Here is an 18,006-nt window from a genome sequence, read left to right as displayed (position 1 = left end):
CGCTCACTCCTCTCGTACGGCGTAGGCCAGCACCTGCTCGCCCAGCACGCCTTCGGCAACATCCAGCAACTCCAGCACCGCCCCGGCGATCGCATCGGGCTGCTCCCCCGCCGCCGTGCGGCGGCCGATCTCGGCGTAGACCAGCGCGTGCAGGCATCCGATGTGCCAGGCCATCACCCGCGGCAAAGGATCGCCCGCGCTCGCGCCGGTCTCCGCGGCCAGCTCGGCGGCCAGCGCCTCGGTCATCCGGTGGCCGAGGTCCTCCAGCCGGGCGGCCAGCGTGGGGGCGGCCCGCATCATCTCCAGCACCGGCCCGAAGCCCGTCGTCAGCCCGACCGTGCGCGCACGCCCGCGCACCTCCTCGCGCAGCCGCGCCAGGACCGCGGCGGCGGCCGACCGGCCCGGCGGTCGCCGCCGCACGATGCCGGCCAGCCGATCCGGCGAGGCCTCCTCCGGCGGCAGGACGAGATCCTCCTTGGCCGCGAAGTAGTTGTAGACGGTGTTCACCGACACCTCGGCGGCCTCGGCGACCTCCGCGATCGTGACGTTCTCGAAGCCGCGCTCCACGAACAGCCCGACGGCCACGTCCGAGATGCGCTGCCTGGTCAGCCGCTTCTTCCGCTCCCGCAGCCCCTCACCCATACTTGGAGTCTACTGCAATCTTTAAGTGGATTGCAGTTTTCGGGCGCGGTGGACAGCGCCGCCCGGCGCATGATCACATGGGCTGCTCTATCAGCTCACCGTCCGGAGTGCCCCATGGTCACGCGCAAAGTCATCAGGTCCTTAGTTCTCACTGCTCTCCTCGTGAGCGTGAGTGCGCCGGGAGCGGCGGCGGACGCTGAACCCACAAGTCCGACATCTCCTGGACCGGTCTACAAAACGGTCACCGACCGGAGCGGCCTTCTCTCGCTCCAGACTTTTGGCCGTCCCGACGGCAAGGACATGGTTTTCCGGATTTCCGGCAGCGTGTACGCGAACGTCGAAGGCAACAGCCTCGACCCGGCGATCCGGCACGGCCAGAAGTTGTTCAACATCGAGGGCTACAACATCAGGCGCCTGTACCGGGTGCCGGACACGACGCAGCTCTACCAGCTCTCCCGCGAGATCGTCTTCTACACCGACCCGGCCGACCCCACCCGGATCCTGCGGGAATGGAAGAACCCGATCGACCAGAAGACCTACCCGGTCATCCCCATCAACAACGACACGGTGAATTTCGGCCCGTTCAACGTCACCTCTTCCTACGCCGGCCCGCCGCTGCGCACGTTGCATGATGAGACCGTGTGGACCAGCGACATCCCCGTACGCGCTGACTTCGGCACCGCGCTCGGCGAGCGGTTCGGGCTCGTGGGCGGCGTGTACGCGGCGCAGGAGATGTTCGACTTCTCCGTCGACGACCGCGAGGTGGCCGCCAGAACCACCCCGGGCACCGTCCCCCTCGGCGCCATGAAGACGAAGATCAGCTGGGCGCGTACGAGCCCGTGGACGCCGTTCATGTGCCTGGCGGAGAGCGAGGTACGCGGCCAGCTCACCTACCACGCCCGCAGCTGGTCGCTGAACTCCTACGACGAGGTCGAGCCGTGGCTGCGCGCCGAGGTCGAGGCGAAGTACCCGCTCTACAAGGCCGCTCCCAGCGCGCCCGGCGCCAGCGAGAACTCCTGGAGCTCCTTCTACAACAAGCAACTCGGCAAGGGCGCCACCACCTGGGCCGGCTGGTGCGCGGCCAACGGACGCCCGTGACCGCGTACACGGCCCTGGCGCTCCAGATGGAGACCAGGGCCGTCAACGCCGCGCCGGACCCGCGTGCCGCCATCCGCGCCGCCATCGAGCGGATCGGCGAGCAGGTCGGCGGCAGCAAGGCCTGGCTCGGTCGCGACCTGCGCCTGGTGGTGCTGCCCGAGTACGTCATGACCGGGTTCCCGATGCGCGAGAGCTTCGCCGAGTGGCGCCAGAAGGCCGCACTCGAGCCCGGCGGACCCGAGTACGAGGCGCTGGCCCAGATCGCCGCCCGGCACGAGGTGTTCCTGTGCGTGAACGCCTATGAGCGCGACGAGCACTTCCCCGAGCTGTACTTCCAGGCCTCGGTGATCCTGTCCCCGCAAGGGGAGGCGGTGCTGCGTTACCGCAGGCTGCACTCGATGTTCACGCCGAGCCCGTACGACGTGTGGGAGCGCTACCTGGAGATCTACGGCGTCGACGGCGTGCTGCCGGTGGCCCGCACCGAGATCGGCAACCTGGCCGTGCTCGCCTCGGAGGAGATCCTCATGCCGGAGCTGGCCCGCGCGCTGGCCCTGCGCGGCGCCGAGGTCTTCTGCCACCCCACCTCCGAGGCCTCCTCGCCGGCGCTGACCCCGAAGGCGATCGCCCGCCGCGCCCGCGCCGCCGAGAACCTCGCCTACGTGGTCTCGGCCAACAGCGGCGGCCTGCGCGGCATCGCGATCCCCGGCGACTCCACCAACGGCGGCTCAGAGGTGCTCGACCACCAGGGACGGGTGCTCGCCCAGGCCGGCCAGGGCGAGTCGCTGGTGGCCGCCGCCGAGCTGGACGTCGGCGCGCTGCGCCGGCTGCGGCGGCGGCCCGGCATGGGCAACCTGCTGAGCCGGGTCAAGACCGGGCTGTGGGCCGAGGAGTACGCCAGGCACGACGGTGAGCGGCCCGAAGGCCTGTCGCAGGGCGCACGCGAGCGCGAGTGGTTCACCGCCAGGCAGGTCGAGGCGATCGAGCGCCTGTACGGCTCCGGCTAGCCGGCCGGCCGGCCGGGCTCCTGGACCACCATGGAGGCCACGTCCACCTTCGCCTTCAGGTAGCCGAACTCGTACATCAGGTCGGCCACCCGCTGGATGCGCTTGGGACTGAGCGAGGTCGGGAAGGTGCCCATCGCCATCGTCATCACCGCCTGCTTGGGCGTCTGCGTGTAGAGCGGGACGACCTCGGCCAGCTCGGCGCGGTTGGTCGCGGCCAGGCGCTGCGCCCTGGCGACCGCGCGCTGGAAGGCGGCGGTGGTGTTCGGGTGCTCGGTCACCCATGCGTCCGTGGCGGCCAGGCCGTCGATCGGCAGCGCGTCGGTGGGCCCCGTGTTGGTGTCGAGCAGCAGCCGGGCGCCGGCCTGCTGGGCGGCCGACAGGAAGGGCTCCACCATCCACGCCGCGTCGACCTGCCCGCTCGTGAGCGCGGCCAGCTGGGCCTGGAAATCGATGGCGACGAACTTCACCTGTTTCGGCGTCACTTCATGCGCCTTCAAATGGGCGCTCATGGACATGGTGCCCAGGTTGTTCAGCGAGTTGACCGCGATCGTCTTGTCCAGGAGGTCTTTCGGCGTCTGCAGCGGGGAGTCGTTGCGTACCACGACGCCCGCGATGCCGGGCGCGGCCTGCAGACTGTCTGAAAGGATCTTCAATTTCGCGGCGCCGCTGTCCTGGATGTTGATCAGGGAGACGTAACTGCCCTTGAAGATGTCGATGCTGCCGTTGAGGATCTTCGGCATGACGGCCTGCGGCGCCTGGATGATCTCCGTCTTGATGGTCAGGCCCTCGGCCTTGAAGAACCCCTTGCGATCGGCGATGAACACCGGCGCCGAGGAGGGCGTGGGGCTGACGCCGATGGTCAGCGTGGCCTTCTCCAGGGTCCCCGGCGGGGCCGTCCTGGCTGCGGAGCCGGTGCCGCCGCTGCACGCGGCGAGCGTGGCGGCGGCCAGTAACGCCAGGAACGCGCGAAAAGCAGAGCCGGAATCCATTGATGGTTTCTCCTTGGCAGGTCACGCATCAGGTCACGCATCAGGTCACGCAAGGGAAAGACCGCGCTGAACGCCCTGACAAGCGAGAACGGGTGGCAGTCACGCGGACAGTCGGTGATCGTACAGCAGGGGTTGCGGTAATTGCCATGAAATGTCATGACTCGGGACTTGCCGGATTCGTGGTCAATCAACCATTCCAATCGGAGTCACGTGCTTTGTAAGGTTGGCCTAGCTCGTCGGCGTGTGCTCAAATTGCTCTTCGTCTCCGGGCGCGCAGCACGCGCCTCGCATGCCGGCGTGCATTCAGGCGAAAGAGTGGGGAGTCAGTGACGAAGCAACCGACCACGGTCGGACCTCGCCCCCGATTAGCACACGCCCACAGGAGGCACCGGCGCAGGCTGCGGCTGCGGGACTGGCGGGTACGCGCTCGTCTCGTCGCCCTGATCGTCATCCCCACCGGAGTGGGCGTCGTGGTCGGCGCCCAGCAGGTCATCACCTCATGGGCCGCGGCCGGCCAGTACCAGCAGGTGCTGGACAAGGCCGAGCTCGGCGACGCCATCATCGAGCTGACCCACCAGCTCGCCCACGAACGGGACCTCGCGGTCCACTTCATCGGCGCCGGCCGCACGCCCGAACGCGAGCAGCCGATGCGCGGGCAGTTCGCCCCCGTCGACCTGGCGGCCGCCGCCGTCCGCGCCAAGGCCCGGGCGATCACGCCCGATCACGGTGAGGGCGCCTGGACCATCACCCAGCAGATGCTCAGCCGCCTGCCGGAGATCGCCGCGACCCGCGACACCGTACTGAAGACCCAGCTGCTCGCCCTGCCCGCGCTGACGAAGTACTCACAGATCATCAACGCCTTCGAGCAGTTCCACGACCAGATCGGCCAGGGCGGCGACCAGGAGTCCCTGGCCAACAGCGTCCGCGCGCTGTCGGCGCTGGCCAAGGCGCACGACGCCGCCTCGCAGCAACGCGGCCTGCTCGCGGCGGTGGCCTCGGCGGGCCGCTTCCAGAGCGGCGAACTCGACCGGTTCATGGCCGCCCGCGCCCAGCAGGAGAGCGAGGTCTCCGTGTTCCGGTCGGCGGCCACGCTGGACGAGCTGCAGACGTACGACGACACCGTCACCGGCACGCTGGTGGACCGCGCGGAAGTGATCAGGCTGCGCGCGCTGGCCCAGGTCACCGGGGGCGGCCGGATCGACATCGACCCGGAGGTCGACGACGACGCCGACCGCTGGTTCCAGGCGATCAGCGGCACCGTCGACGGCATGTGGACGGTGCAGCGGCGCCTCGGCGAGTCGATCATCGTGCAGAGCCGCACGCTGCAGGACTCCGCGCGCCGCGAGGCGCTCCTGGCCGCCACCTACAGCCTCCTGCTGCTGCTCGCGGTCCTGATCGTCACCGCCATCATGGCCCAGTCGCTGGTCAGGCCCCTGCGCAGGCTGCGTACGGAGGCGCTGCACATCGCCGGCGTCCGCCTGCCCCGGACCGTGCGCACGCTGCGCGAGACACGCGACGAGTCCACCGTGGCCATCGCCCCCATCGGGGTCGACTCCCTGGACGAGGTCGGTGAGGTCGCCCGGGCCTTCGACGAGGTCCACCGCCAGGCCGTCCGGCTGGCCGGCGAGGAGTCCAGGCTGCGCGCCGACGTCAACGCCATGTTCGTCAGCCTGTCCAGGCGCAGCCAGACCCTGGTGCAACGGCAGATCAAGCTCATCGACGGGCTGGAGCGGGGCGAGCAGGACGAGCAGCGGCTGGCCAGCCTGTTCCGGCTCGACCACCTGGCCACACGCATGCGGCGCAACAACGAGAACCTGCTGCTCCTGGCCGGTCAGGAGCCTCCCAGGCGGTGGAACAAGCCGGTCAGCGTGGCCGACGTCGTACGCGCGTCCCTGTCGGAGGTGGAGAACTACGAGCGGGTCAACGCCCGGGTCACCACCGGCAGCGCCGTCTCCGGGCAGGCGGTGAACGACATCATCCACCTGGTGGCCGAGCTGCTGGAGAACGCGCTGTCGTTCTCGCCCCAGAACTCCCCGGTCGTCGTCGACGCCGACACCGTCGACGGCGCCAGTGGCGGGGGCGGCATCGTGCTGACCATCAGCGACACCGGCATCGGCATGGTCCCCGCCGAGCTCGCGCAGGCCAACGAGCGCCTCTCCCGCGCGCCCGCGGTGGACATCTCGGTCTCGCGCCGCATGGGCCTCTACGTGGTCGCCCGGCTGGCCCACCGCCACGGCATCCGCGTGCAGCTGCGCCCGAACGACGCCAGGGGCCTGACCGCGACGGTGTTCCTGCCGGAGGCGCTGCTGCAGCCGCCCGCCTTCCCGACGCCGGGCGCGGCCTCGCCCTTCGGCCGGCCGTTTCCCGGCTACTGGGAGGATTGCCCGCCCGTGGTGCAGCCGCCGCGCCAGCGCACGCCGGACATGGCCGACTGGCCGTCGTTCGCCACCGATCCCGGTCCCCAGAAGCCCGCGGCGGGCTGGTCCGGCTGGTACGGCACATTCGACACGCCCGCGGCCAGGGCACGATTCGACCTCCTGCGAGGCGGCGCCCCTGCCCCTGACCCCGATTTCCGCGGCCCGGTCACCAACAGCCCGATCGCCAACGGCTCGAGTTCGGGCGGCGCCCGGCCCGTCCTCGGCGACCCGCTCTCCGGCAGCCTGGACGGCCCCGCCGCCGACGGCTACCTGCCGATCTTCGCCGCGGTGGAGTCGGCCTGGTTCAACCGCGACAAATCCGACAGCGGCTGGGGCTCACCCCAGGTCGACGCCGGGTGGAGCGCCGCCGAGGCCGCCGCCAGCCCGGCCAACGACGGCACCACCGCCTCTGGCCTGCCCAAACGCGTGCCCAAGGCCAACCTGGTGCCCGGCAGCGCCGAGACCGCCTCGGCGCCCAAGGGCGTCGCCCCCATCCCGCAGATCTCCCCCGAGGAGATCCGCGAGCGTATGGCCGGTTACCAGCGGGGCTTCCGAGCCGCACGCGACGAGATCAGCACGCGCAGCACTCCTCCCTTCACAGCAGGGAGCACGATCCGCGAGGAAGGCCTATGATCCGCGACAGCAACCTCGACTGGTTGATCACCGACTTCGTCCGGTCCGTCCCGGGCGTCGCCCACGCCGCCGTCGTCTCCTCCGACGGGCTGCCGCTCGCCGTCTCGGCCGGATTTCCCCCCGAGCGCGCCAACCAGCTGGCCGCCGTCGCCTCGGGGCTGGCCAGCCTGACGCAGGGCGCGGCCTCGCTGTTCGGAGGCGGCCCGGTCATCCAGACCGCCGTCGAGATGCAGCGCGGGCTCATGCTGAACGTGGTCATCGGCGACGGATCCTGCCTGGCCGTGCTGGCCGCCCCCGACTGCGACATGGGCGTGGTGGCGTACCAGATGACGCTCCTGGCCGACCGGGCCGGGCAGGTGCTCACCCCGGAGCTGCGCTCCCGTCAGATCAGGTGAGCGCGGATGACCGACCCGCGCAGCGGCTGGCGGCCGCCGCCCGACCCCGACGAGCAGGACCAGGACTCGCCCGTCCGGCCCTACGCCGTGACCGGCGGGCGTACCGCGCCGCGCATCAAGCTGGCGATGGAGGCCCTGGTCTGCTCCGCGGACGCCCCGCCGCACGCCTTCGCCCTCATCACCCCCGAGTACGCCGCCATCAGTGAGCTGTGCCGGCAGGTCCGCTCGGTGGCCGAGGTGGCGGCGGTGCTGCAGATCCCGCTCGGGGTCGCCCGCGTGCTGATCGCCGACATGGCGGCCGAGGGGCTCCTGCAGCTGCACCATCCGCAGCTGCCCGGCGGACGGCCGGACCCCAGGCTGCTCGAACGCGTGCTCGGCGGACTGCAACGGCTCTGAGCACGCGTTCCCCCCAGCGCTGGCGGGCCGACCAGGTGCTGACCAGCCCGTACGGGACGCTTCCCGGCGAATGCCAGGATTGGGCCATGGAAGCGGGGGTGCTGTACGGGCGAAAGCCCGAAGAGGACACGATCGCCGAACTGTTGGCGCGAGCCCGGGCGGGCACCAGCTCGTCCCTGGTGCTGCGCGGCGAGCCGGGCATCGGCAAGACGGCGTTGCTCGACCACGCCGCCGCGGCGGCCGGGGACATGCGGCTGGTCCGCGGTACGGGGGTCGAGTTCGAGGCGGAGCTGCCGTTCTCGGGGCTGCAGTTGTTGCTGCGCCCGGCGCTCGGATCCCTCGGCGCGCTGCCCGGCCCGCAGCGCGCGGCGCTGGAGGCGGCGTTCGGGCTCGAGCCCGCATCCGGGTCCGAGCCGATGCTGGTGGGGCTGGCGGTGCTCTCCCTGCTGGCGGAGCACGCGGCCGAGACGGGGCTGCTGTGCCTCGTCGATGACGCGCAGTGGCTCGACCGGGCGTCGCGGGAGGCGCTCATGTTCGCCGCCCGGCGCCTGCACGCCGAGGGCGTGGTGATGATCTTCGCCGCCCGGGACGGCGAGGGATCCTTCCCCGCCCCCGGCCTTGCGGAGTTGCGCCTGTCCGGGCTGGCCCCGGAGGCGGCCGCGGCCCTGCTCGACCGGCATCCGCTCGCGCCCGCCGTGCGCTACCGCCTGCTCGCCGAGGCCGGCGGCAACCCGCTGGCGCTGCTGGAGCTGCCGGTCGCCCTGGCCGCAGAAGGCGGCAGCGCCTTCTCGCCGGGGGCACTCCCCCTCACCAGCCGCCTGCACCTGGCCTTCCACGGCCAGGTCAGCCGGATGCCGGAGGCCTGCCAGAGCGTGCTCCTCGTGGCGGCGGCCGACGAGAGCGGCGAGCTCGCCGTGATCCTGCGCGCCGCCGCCACGCTGGGGGCGTCCGTCGAGGACCTGTCTCCCGCCGAGCGGGCCGGCCTGGTGCTCCGCGGCGACGCCGACGGCACCGTGCTCCGCTTCCGCCATCCGCTGATCCGCGCCGCCGTCTACCAGCGGGCGCCGCTCGGGCAACGCCTCGCCGTCCACCGCGCGCTCGCCGCCGCCCTCGGCTCGCCCGAGCACGCCGACCGCCGGGCCTGGCATCTGGCGGCCGCCGCCACCGGACCTGACGAGGAGGCTGCCGCCGCTCTGGAACGCACCGCCGCCCGCGCCCGCGAGCGCAGCGGTCACGAGGCGGCCGCGGCGGCGTACGAACGGGCCGCCCGCCTGAGCGTCGAGCCCGCCGCCAGGGCTCACCGCGAGGCCCTGGCGGCGGAGGCGGCGCTGGAGGCGGGTGACCTGGAGCGGGCCAGAGCCTTCGGGAGCCGCGCGGCCCGGCGGCTGGACGAGGACCCGGCGGCGCAAGCGCGGATCGCCCAAGTGCGGGCGCTCGCGGACTTCTGGCAGGGCTCCTACCCCGCCGCCCACCGGTTGCTGCTGGACGGCGCCGAGCTCATCCGCGACACCGATCCCGGCCAGGCCGCCGTGCTGCTGATCCAGGCCGTTCACACCTCCTGGTACCTGGGGGAACGGCAGCTCGCGGCGACGCTGGACCGGCTGGTCGCGCTCCCGCTGGAGGAGGCGGATCCACTCGCGCCGGTGGGGCCCTACCTCGTCCACCTCGACCGGGGCCGTGCCGAGCGCCCGCCGCCGCTTGGCGACACCCTCGCGGCGATGCGGCGGCGGGGCCGGGCCCCCGACCAGGTGTTGATGATCCTCTGCGGCGCGGCACTCGCGTTGGGCCAGGACGCCGACGCCTACGAGCTGGCGGCCGCGCTCGCCGCCGAACACCGCGCCCGGGGCGGCGCCGGGCGGCTGCCGACGGTGCTGTTCTTCATGGCCGAGGGCGAGGTGTTCACCGGACGCCACCTGGACGCGCTCGCCACGGCGACCGAGGCTCTGGGGCTCGCCCGCGACACCGGCCAGCAGCAGTGGGTCAGCCAGTTCAGCAGCGTGCTCGCCTACCTCGACGCGGCCAAGGGAGCGGAGGCGGCCTGCCGGCGCAACGCCGAGGAGGGGCTGGCGGGGGCCACCGCCGGGGCCATCGCCCCCGGCGCGCCGTGGGCGCACTGGTCGCTCGGGCTGCTTGACCTCGGTCTCGGCCGCGCCGAGGCGGCGCTCGCCCGCTTCGAGCGCCTGACCCGCGAGCCGATGCGCCATCACATCTGCGCCACCCGTTCCATTCCCGACCTGGTGGAGGCGGCCGTACGGGTGGGGGCGCCGGAATGCGCCGCCGAACCTCTGGCGCGCTTGGAGCGGTGGGCCGGGTCGGTCCGGCAGCCGTGGGCCGACGCGCTCGTGCTGCGCTGCCGTGGGCTGCTCGCCGCCGACGACCAGGCGGAGGCGTTCTACACGGCGGCCCTCGAACTGCACGACCAGGACAGCCGCGCGCTGGAGTACGCCAGGACCGCGCTGCTCCACGGCGAGTGGCTGCGCCGGGCCCGGCGCAAGGCCGAGGCGCGCGGGCCGTTGAACGCTGCCCTGGAGATCTTCGACCGGCTCGGCATGCGGCCGTGGGCCGAACGCGCCCGCGGCGAGCTCACCGCGACCGGCGCCCAGGACCAGGGCCCCAGGCCCGCCGAAGGCGTGGCCGCCGGCCTCACCCCGCAGGAACTGCAGATCGCCCGGCTCGCCGCGCAGGGCCTGTCCAACCGCGACATCGCCGCGCAGCTCTTCCTCAGCCACCGAACGGTCGGCTACCACCTCTACAAGGCCTATCCCAAGCTCGGCATCGCCTCCCGGAGCGAGCTCAAGGACTTCGCCGGTCAACTAGGGCTGTGACATCCTGTCCCGGTGATCGCTCCGGAACAGGTGCTACCTGGACAAATACTCCCCGTGGACGTCGATGAAGTCCCGCCGATCGAGCTGGCTCCCGGCATCCACGTACGGATGCTCCCCGGCATGCCGGGCATCAGGACGTGGGTGATCGACCTCGCCCCCGGCGCCGAATGGCCGGACCTCGACGTCCACGAGACCTACGGCGAGGCCTACTTCGTCGTGAACGGCGAACTCATCGAGGGCGACCGCACCCACGGCCCGGGCACCTACGTCGCCTTCGGCCCCAAGACGAGCCACCGCCCCCGCACGGAGACCGGTGTGCGCGCCTTCGGCTTCAACTACGACGTCACCAGTTGACGAAGGTCAGAGCGCTTTCCTGAGTTCGGCGCCCATCGCGGCCGAGTCATGGTCGGGCTCGACACCTTCGACGATGATCACCTCACCCTCCAGGTGGTCCGCTCGCAGCGGCAGGATCGCCTGGTAGGCGGCCGACTCGTACCAGTCCCGTGCGTTGTCCACCGACGGGAACTCGAGCATGACGACGCTGCCGGGCCACTGGCCCTCGCGGACGTCCACCGCTCCCCCGTGGACGATGAAGCGGCCGGAGAACGGATCCATCGTCGACTGGATCCTCTCCATGTACTCCGCCACGTCCGGGTGCTGCTTCTCCGGATCACGAAGGTGCGCGATCACATAGGCGTTCATGGTTCCTCCTCAGATTCATGGACGGGCGGGGCGGACCGCCCCGAGGTGTTCAGACTCCGGCCGGCACCTTGTCGAGGAAGCCGAGCACCTGGCTGATCCGCCCGTCGTCACCGATCACCGCGACGTCGAAGCCGATGACGATCGGCTCGGCGCCCTCCGGGCCCAGGTGCCAGGTGAACCGCGCGATGTTGTGGTGGGCGTCCACGGCGCCGCCGAGGCTGAAGACCAGCCCGCCGAACTGCCCCTGGACCGCGGCGATGGTGGCGTCGAGCCCGTCCCTGCCCTGAACGGAGACCAGCGGGTCGGTGTACACCGCGTCCTCGGCGAAGACCTCCGCCAGCACGGCCTGCCGCGCTGCGGCGTCGGTCTCGTTCCATGCGGCGAGGTAGCGCTGGACCAGCTCGTTCATGTCGCTCATATCTCTCTCCCCAGTGGTCGTGCTCTCTTGTGACCACCAACTTAGGGAGACGGGAACGACGGGGAATCTGACGCGCTTAAGTACTTCCGCACACGCCCTCAGTAGGGGTCGCAGAAGATCGGGCGGATACGGCTGATGGTGCTGGTCAGGCGCCCAGCGTGGAGCACGTCAAGGAGCACGTCGCACAGATCGAGGGCGCCCCCGCACCACCCACGCGTGCATCGGTACGTGGTCCGACCATCGTTTCCTGGCGTAGTCGACGAAGCAACCCCGCATGCGGCCGTCGCTGACGAACACGTAGTCGATCTTCCGCTTGCGGGTGACGTAGGTCCAGCGGTTGCGCGGGTCGCACTCGTCGCGACCCGCGTAGGCGGTGGCGGCATCGCGCGGCACCAGGTTGAGGTCGCCGCCGACGACACCCCGGCCGAGCTTGAACAGCTCGCGAAGCTGTCTGCGCCGGTAGGGCGCGCCCTTCTGCCTGTCGTCGTAGATCGAGCCGGACGAGAAGTGCGCGGTGCACAACGCTCGGTCGGCCGTACAGACCGCGTACCTGCGGGTGCCCCACGGCGGCGAGGTCAACGCGTGCACTTCGAAGCGAGCGTCCTGCTCGGCCACGGCAAGTGTGACGCTCTGCGCCCCGCGCGCTCTGCCGCTCCAGTCGGGGGAGCACTGGTACGACGAGCCATCCGGGTGGGCGAACCCGGCCGACTTGATGCTCCACGCCCGGCCGGTGCGTGCCTCCAGCTCGCGCTCCAGGTCGGCGTCCGCGCCCGTACAGAACTCCTGGAGGAAGACCACGTCCGCCTTGGTGGCCAGCACGGCAACGTGCCAGGCCAGCTCGGTGGTGGTGCGGCGGAAGAGGGGGCAGCTGTTGTACGTGCCTGCGCAGACATTCCACGTCATCACGTGAAGCACAGGGGCCTGCGCGGGCAGGTGAAGGGATAACAGCCCGGCGATCACGAGATATCTGATCATCACCGGTATTTCATCACGCGCGGGCTGGAGCGTCCTCGGTTGTGTGCTTGTTGTCCATCCATCGATTTCGAAGCTTCTCTGTCCGGGGCGATGACGATCGTGGCCCGGTAGTGGTGGGGCGGCTCGTCGACGGGGTGGCCGTCGGCCTCGATCCAGGCATGGGCGCCGAACGGGTGAACCCGTACGCCCGCGCACCAGGTGGGCCAGGATCCGCGCAACCGGCACAGCAGGGCGGCGGCGATGGAGCGGGGCAGGCAGCCTTCCCCGGCGCACGACAGGCTGACCGCGATCACCGCGTCCCGTGCCGCTCTGGCCTGCTCGGCGGCGGCGGGCGGTGCGCCGCGGCGGGCGAACGTGAGCACCGCGCGGATGCGGGCCGGCGGCAGGCGGGCGATCAGGTGCGCGGCGGCCACGGCGGACAGCGCCGGCAGGCGGCGGCGCCAGGGCAGGCTGGGCCGGTCGGCGGGCACCATGGACACGCTCATCGCGGCTGCTCCCAGTCGACGGCCTCGACGATCAGGTTCGCGGCGCGCAACTGCGCGACGAACGCGGCGATGTCCGCCTCGGCGGTGGGCGTCGCGCCCGGATGCATCCGGACGAGGTCGCGGGCGGCCCCATCAGGGCCGTGTCCGGCCAGCAGGCTGCGCAGGACGAGCGCGGCGGTGGCGTTCAGCTGGCGGTAGTGGCCGGTGTGCTCGTCCAGGAGCACGGCAACCTCGTCGATCGGGGTGAGAGTGACGCCGGGGCGAAGGCTCACGTGCACGACTCCTCCTGGGCGGGGTAGGCGAGAAGGGCTCGTAGCCAGTTCTCGGCGGCGATGAAGACGTCGAGTGCCAGCACGCCCGGCCCGCCCTCGGCCGGGGTGCGCACGCAGGCCCGGCGCAGGGCGGCGGCGTCGGCCAGGCCGCGCTCCACCAGCAGCGAACCGTCGAGCAGGGTCAGGAGCTGGCCGCGGTGGCGGCACAGCCCCTGGTAGATCTCGGCCGAGAACTCCCCCTTGGTGGTGCGTTCCAGGCATTCGGCCGGCATGACCTGGCGCATCGCGGCCCGGGTGAGCGGCTTGTAGGCGCCGGGCGCCGCCCGCTGGTCCAGCCGCACGGCGAGGCAGGCGGCGACGACGTGGTCGTCCAGATAGGGGGCGTGCACGGGGGCGCCCACGCGTCCCGTCAGGATCCGCACGCCGTCGACGGAGGCGGCGATGGAACGGACGCTCGACAGGCTCTGGTGCTGGGCGCGCAGAGGCGAGTACGGCTCGGCGGAGCACGTGACGAGCTGCTGGCGGACCGCGTCCGTCGCGGCCTCGGTCGTCCAGTCAGGCAGGCGTAGCGGTTGCTCCCATCCGAAGTCCGGGCGGAAGCGGGACAGCGGCGCGCTGAGCGTATCCGCCTGATCCGCCAGCCAGGCGGCATAGGGACGCCGGTCGGCCAGCGCGCGGGCGCACGCCCACAGCGGCCACCGGGCCCTGGACCGCTGCTCGCGCAGGTGGGGCCAGAGCGCCGCCGGGTGGCGATGGGCCAGGTCGTGCAGGTAGCAGTCGGGCAGCAGGGTGACCTCGTCACCGCCGTGCCCAGTCAGGCGCCTGGCCGCTCCTCGCCCGGCCAGCAGTGCCGAACTCGCCAGTTCGCGGGCCAGCGTGCGCAGCCACCGCGTCGGCTCGTCCAGCCCGGGAACGGTCTCGGCCGCCCCGGCGAACCACTTGGGCAGGTCACCGGCCCGGGCCACCTCGTGCTCGCCCGGGAGGTGCGCCCGCGCCCGGGCCGCCCACTCCGGGTCGTCATGCTCGGGATCGTCGATGGCCAGCACGAACGTGATCAGCTTCGCCGACCGCTCCCCGGCCGCTGCGGCGGCGAGGAAGCTGACCGGCGTGGAATCCAGCCCGCCGGACAGGTCGCTGGCCACCACCGCGCCCTCGCCGATCCGGGCGGCCACGGCCTCCTCAAGGGCCGCCCTCACCACGGGAGCGCCCTCCTGCAGCGGTATCTCCGGCTCCGGCGCCCGCCACCAAGCGCGCAGCCGTACCCCGTGCGCGTCGATGTGGGCCGCCTCACCGGGCGGCACCATGGCGACCCCTTCCCACAGCGGCTGGGCCAGCGCCGGCGGAACCATCATCAGCAACCGCACCGCCAGAGCCTGCTCGTCCACCGCCGCCCGCGTCAGCGCGGCCGGCACCGCCGCCCGACCGGATGCGACCACCGCCCCGCCGGCCCGCGCGTAGTACACCCGCCGCATGCCCGAAGCGGTGCCCTGCACCCGGACCTGCCCGCCCACGACGGCGACCAGATGGAAACTGCCGGGCAGCGCCGCAGCCACCGCGTCGGCGTCCGCCAGGCACCCGAGTCGCGCCGCCATCCGCCGGAGCCGGCCGGCGGTGACCGGGCATGTGCCGATCACCGCCAGCCGCGCGTGGCCCGCCTCCGCGTGGACGATCTCGCCGGGCGAGGCGGCCAGCAGACACGGACGGCCGGACGCGTAGCTCAGCACCACCGCGCCGTGCAGCGCCTCAGCGAGGGCTTCGCCGGCGGCGCTGTCGGGCAGCACCGCGAACTCCTCGCCGCTCAGCTTGCGCACCGGACCCCTCGCCTCACTGGTAGTAGTGGACCGCGTCCATCAGCGGCCCGGGGATGTGGGCACGGTGGCATCACCACAGCTTGAAGTAGTAGGCGTGGTCCATGTTGAGCATGCCGTAGCCGCGGGTCAGCTGCCCGAACTCGCCGATCTCGAGCAGCTGCGGGGGCTCGTACGGCTCGTTGCGCTCGTTGTCGATCATGACAGTTCCCTTCGTCGGTGCGGCGGATCGCCGTGTCACCGTCAGTGAAGACCCACGCTCCTGCTGTCCAACAGGGGTTCGGCCGTACTCGGACAGGCTCGGACAGAGGGAGTGCATAAAAATGTTATATAAATATCTTATGTTGTTGCCATGTGAAGCAGAGAGACCCAGTGACGGCGTTCGCGGTGGGCCGGCCCGTTCGCCTCGGCCGCTCTGACCGCAGGCGCCTCGTGGACATCAACCGGCAACATGAACAGGAGAAGAGATCTTGACGTTCCCGCTGGAACCGGTACCCATCCATGTGTCCGGCGAGATGCTCGCCGACCTCCGGCAGCGGCTGGAGTCAATCCGCTGGCCGGATGACGCAGGCAACGAGGACGGGCACTATGGCGTGACCCGCCCCTACCTGGAAGAGCTGGTCGAGTACTGGCGCGACGGCTACGACTGGCGCAAGGCCGAGGCGGCGATCAACGCCTACGAGCACTACCGCGTCAAGGTCGACGGCGTCCCGGTGCACTTCATGCGCAAGCCTGGAGCCGGCCCCGACCCCATACCCTTGATCCTCACGCACGGCTGGCCCTGGACGTTCTGGCACTGGTCGAAGGTCATCGACCCGCTGGCCGACCCGGGCGCCCACGGCGGCGACCCCGCCGAGGCGTTCGAGGTGATCGTGCCCTCCTTCCCCGGCTTCGGCTTCTCCAGCCCGCTGCCCGACCACCCGGACATGAACTTCTGGAAGGTCGCCGACCTGTGGCACACCCTCATGACCGGCGTACTCGGGCACTCCAGGTACGCGGCGGCCGGCTGCGACGTCGGCGCCCTGGTCACCGGCCAGCTCGGCCACAAGTACGCCGACGAGCTGTACGGCATCCACATCGGCTCCGGCCAGAAGCTCACCCTGTTCAACGGCGACCGGGGCTGGGACCTCAGCGGCGGCCGGCCCATCCCCGATGGCCTGCCCGCTGACGTCCACGCCAGGCTCCTGGCGCTGGAAAAGCGGTTCGCCGTCCATCTGGCCGCGCACGTGCTCGCCCCGAGCACCCTTGCCTACGGCCTGACCGACTCGCCCGCCGGGATGCTCGCCTGGATCCTGGAACGCTGGGTGAACTGGAGCGACAACCACGGCGACATCGAGACCGTCTTCACCAAAGACGACCTGCTCACCCACGCCATGATCTTCTGGGTGACCAACACGATCGGCACCTCGATCCGCACCTACGCCAACAACAACCGCTACCCCTGGACCCCGTCCCACGATCGGCAGCCGGTCGTCGAGGCGCCCACCGGCATCACCTTCGTCGGCTATGAGAACCCGCCAGGCGTCACCACCGACCAGCGCGTCCAGCACTTTCTCGGCAGCGACCGTGCCGCCTGGTACAACCTGGTCAACCTCACCGCCCACGAGGGTGGCGGCCATTTCATCCCTTGGGAGATCCCCGACCGGTGGGTCGATGACCTGCGGCGCACCTTCCGCGGACGCCGATAGCCGGGCCGCGTGCCGGCCCCGCTTTTGAGCGGAAAACCCGGCGTGAGCTGGGGCCGGAAGGCCGACCGCCAAGCAACAGCGTCGCGACCATACGAGAAGCCGCGTCCGGGGGTTGCGGCTAAGGACGGTGGGGCCAGGCGGCGAGGATCTCGTCGGCCAGCTCTCCAGGAGACCGGCCGTCGGTGTCGATGCGCAGGTCCCCCGCGCCGGCGCGGTCCAGCGCCTCGGCCTCGCGCGCCGCCTGCTCGGCGACCCGCCGCAGCGCGCCCGCATCCAGGCCCTTCAGCTCGTCCCCCGGTATCGCCGGCCCGCCTCCCCGCCCGCGCAGCTCGACCCGCTCGGCCAGCGTGCCCGCTCCCGCGTGCAGGTGGCAGACCGTCAGCGCGGCTCCTGGCAGCAGTTCGGCATAGCCCCGGACTGTGTCGTCGCGGTCGGCGTCACCCGAGACGATCAGGCACCGGACGCCGTCGGCGCGGTATCCGGCCCACAGGGCGGCCAGATTGCGTGCCTTGAGCCGGTGCTGCTCACGGCCGTCCGGGCCCGGCCCCAGCATGCCGATCTGCTTCAGATCGACATAGGCCGCCGGTACGCCGTCGCGGAGCAGCCGTCTGAAGACCTCGTACGCGACCGTGGACTTGCCGGCCGCGGCCGCGCCGGAGAACCACAGCACGGGCACCGAAGGCACGGCGGCCGGCCATCCCCCGGCCCGTTCGATGACCGTCCTGGCCACCTCGGGTATGGAGAGCCCGTCAGTGTCCACGCACAGGTCGGCGAAGTCCGTGCGGTCCAGCGCCTCGGCGTCCGCCACGGCCTGCTCCACCAGCTCCGGCATCCAGCCGCGGCCGAGGAAGCGCTCCTTGAGCTCGGGCAGGTCGACCCGGAGCCGGCAGAGTGTCAGCGCGGCGTCCGTGAGCAGGTCGGTGTACTGGCGCACCTCTTCGGCGGTGAAGACGAAGCCCGCCAGCACCACGCACTGCGCGCCCTCCCGGCGGAAGTTGGGCCACATCGCGGCGAGGTTGCGGGCCCGGACGCGATGGGTGCCGCCGTCCGGGAGCGGGTGGAGCATGGCGATCTGGTCGCCGTCCACGAACGCCGTCCTGACGCCGCTCCGGCTGAGCTGCGCGAACACCTCCCAGCCGACCGACGACTTGCCGACACCCGACGGCCCGCAGAGCCACAACAAGGGCAGGCGATCATCGCTCACCCGCGTGACCTTAGCGACCCCCACCCCGAATCGGCGATCCTATTTCCGGCAGGAC

The 18,006-nt window shown here is 71.6% G+C and carries 18 protein-coding genes; 8 read left to right on the top strand and 10 right to left on the bottom strand.

Features of this window, described 5'->3' with window-relative positions:
- Positions 1-3 precede the first annotated feature (3 nt).
- Positions 4-642 carry a TetR/AcrR family transcriptional regulator gene (locus ABN273_RS42325; RefSeq protein ID WP_349455089.1) on the bottom strand — a complete coding sequence of 213 codons (639 nt, stop codon included), beginning with the start codon at positions 640-642 and terminating at the stop codon, positions 4-6.
- 300 nt (positions 643-942) lie between these two features.
- Here ABN273_RS42325 and ABN273_RS42320 point away from each other — a divergent pair, with 300 nt between their 5' ends.
- Positions 943-1,740: a DUF1838 family protein gene (locus ABN273_RS42320; protein ID WP_349455088.1), complete on the top strand. Its 798-nt coding sequence runs from the start codon at positions 943-945 to the stop codon at positions 1,738-1,740.
- Positions 1,737-2,744, top strand: a complete 1,008-nt coding sequence (locus tag ABN273_RS42315) for a nitrilase-related carbon-nitrogen hydrolase (protein WP_349455087.1) — start codon at positions 1,737-1,739, stop codon at positions 2,742-2,744. Before ABN273_RS42320 ends, ABN273_RS42315 begins: the two co-directional genes overlap by 4 nt.
- Here the strand turns inward: ABN273_RS42315 and ABN273_RS42310 are convergent.
- Positions 2,741-3,733, bottom strand: a complete 993-nt coding sequence (locus ABN273_RS42310) for an ABC transporter substrate-binding protein (RefSeq protein ID WP_349455085.1) — start codon at positions 3,731-3,733, stop codon at positions 2,741-2,743. The two genes, ABN273_RS42315 and ABN273_RS42310, sit on opposite strands and share 4 nt — an antisense overlap.
- Positions 3,734-4,059: 326 nt before the next feature.
- On the opposite strand from ABN273_RS42310, the gene ABN273_RS42305 reads away from it, so the two are divergent.
- The 5 genes from ABN273_RS42305 (at position 4,060) to ABN273_RS42285 (ending at position 10,753) form a co-directional block, all read left to right on the top strand.
- A complete protein-coding gene (locus tag ABN273_RS42305) occupies positions 4,060-6,783 on the top strand; it encodes a sensor histidine kinase (protein ID WP_349455084.1) in 2,724 nt (907 codons plus the stop codon).
- The gene (locus ABN273_RS42300) at positions 6,780-7,178 is read left to right on the top strand and encodes a roadblock/LC7 domain-containing protein (protein ID WP_349455082.1); all 399 of its coding nucleotides are present in this window, start codon (positions 6,780-6,782) and stop codon (positions 7,176-7,178) included. Before ABN273_RS42305 ends, ABN273_RS42300 begins: the two co-directional genes overlap by 4 nt.
- A 6-nt stretch (positions 7,179-7,184) precedes the next feature.
- Positions 7,185-7,574 carry a DUF742 domain-containing protein gene (locus ABN273_RS42295; protein ID WP_349455081.1) on the top strand — a complete coding sequence of 130 codons (390 nt, stop codon included), beginning with the start codon at positions 7,185-7,187 and terminating at the stop codon, positions 7,572-7,574.
- An 86-nt stretch (positions 7,575-7,660) separates the two neighbouring features.
- On the top strand, positions 7,661-10,399 hold the full coding sequence (locus ABN273_RS42290) for a helix-turn-helix transcriptional regulator (protein WP_349455080.1): 2,739 nt from the start codon (positions 7,661-7,663) through the stop codon (positions 10,397-10,399).
- A 54-nt stretch (positions 10,400-10,453) separates the two neighbouring features.
- Positions 10,454-10,753, top strand: a complete 300-nt coding sequence (locus ABN273_RS42285) for a cupin domain-containing protein (protein ID WP_349455079.1) — start codon at positions 10,454-10,456, stop codon at positions 10,751-10,753.
- Positions 10,754-10,759: 6 nt separating this feature from the next.
- Here ABN273_RS42285 and ABN273_RS42280 read toward each other — a convergent pair whose 3' ends face one another.
- From ABN273_RS42280 to ABN273_RS42250, 7 genes are all read right to left on the bottom strand, one after another.
- Positions 10,760-11,101, bottom strand: coding sequence for a DUF1330 domain-containing protein (locus tag ABN273_RS42280; RefSeq protein ID WP_349455078.1), 342 nt, complete (start codon positions 11,099-11,101; stop codon positions 10,760-10,762).
- A 49-nt stretch (positions 11,102-11,150) separates the two neighbouring features.
- Positions 11,151-11,519 (bottom strand): nuclear transport factor 2 family protein, encoded by a 369-nt coding sequence (locus ABN273_RS42275; RefSeq protein ID WP_349455076.1) that lies wholly within the window; start codon positions 11,517-11,519, stop codon positions 11,151-11,153.
- A gap of 168 nt (positions 11,520-11,687) precedes the next feature.
- On the bottom strand, positions 11,688-12,494 hold the full coding sequence (locus ABN273_RS42270) for an endonuclease/exonuclease/phosphatase family protein (RefSeq protein ID WP_349455075.1): 807 nt from the start codon (positions 12,492-12,494) through the stop codon (positions 11,688-11,690).
- Positions 12,494-12,979, bottom strand: a complete 486-nt coding sequence (locus tag ABN273_RS42265; RefSeq protein WP_349455074.1) for a lasso peptide biosynthesis B2 protein — start codon at positions 12,977-12,979, stop codon at positions 12,494-12,496. Before ABN273_RS42265 ends, ABN273_RS42270 begins: the two co-directional genes overlap by 1 nt.
- Positions 12,976-13,251, bottom strand: coding sequence for a lasso peptide biosynthesis PqqD family chaperone (locus ABN273_RS42260; protein ID WP_349455073.1), 276 nt, complete (start codon positions 13,249-13,251; stop codon positions 12,976-12,978). The genes ABN273_RS42265 and ABN273_RS42260 overlap by 4 nt, the downstream gene beginning before the upstream one ends.
- Positions 13,248-15,062, bottom strand: a complete 1,815-nt coding sequence (locus ABN273_RS42255) for an asparagine synthase-related protein (protein WP_349455072.1) — start codon at positions 15,060-15,062, stop codon at positions 13,248-13,250. The genes ABN273_RS42260 and ABN273_RS42255 overlap by 4 nt, the downstream gene beginning before the upstream one ends.
- A gap of 70 nt (positions 15,063-15,132) precedes the next feature.
- Complete coding sequence (locus ABN273_RS42250) at positions 15,133-15,261, bottom strand: lasso RiPP family leader peptide-containing protein (RefSeq protein ID WP_349455070.1); 129 nt, start codon at positions 15,259-15,261, stop codon at positions 15,133-15,135.
- Between the two features lie 268 nt (positions 15,262-15,529).
- On the opposite strand from ABN273_RS42250, the gene ABN273_RS42245 reads away from it, so the two are divergent.
- Positions 15,530-16,747 carry an epoxide hydrolase family protein gene (locus tag ABN273_RS42245; RefSeq protein WP_349455069.1) on the top strand — a complete coding sequence of 406 codons (1,218 nt, stop codon included), beginning with the start codon at positions 15,530-15,532 and terminating at the stop codon, positions 16,745-16,747.
- A gap of 118 nt (positions 16,748-16,865) precedes the next feature.
- Here ABN273_RS42245 and ABN273_RS42240 read toward each other — a convergent pair whose 3' ends face one another.
- Complete coding sequence (locus ABN273_RS42240; RefSeq protein ID WP_349455067.1) at positions 16,866-17,951, bottom strand: adenylyl-sulfate kinase; 1,086 nt, start codon at positions 17,949-17,951, stop codon at positions 16,866-16,868.
- Between the last annotated feature and the right edge of the window lie 55 nt (positions 17,952-18,006).

The sequence above is a fragment of the Nonomuraea sp. B19D2 genome (assembly GCF_040137845.1).
GTDB lineage: Bacteria > Actinomycetota > Actinomycetes > Streptosporangiales > Streptosporangiaceae > Nonomuraea.
Note: the sequence above shows the minus strand (reverse complement) of the source record. Positions and strands in the feature narration are given on the sequence as shown.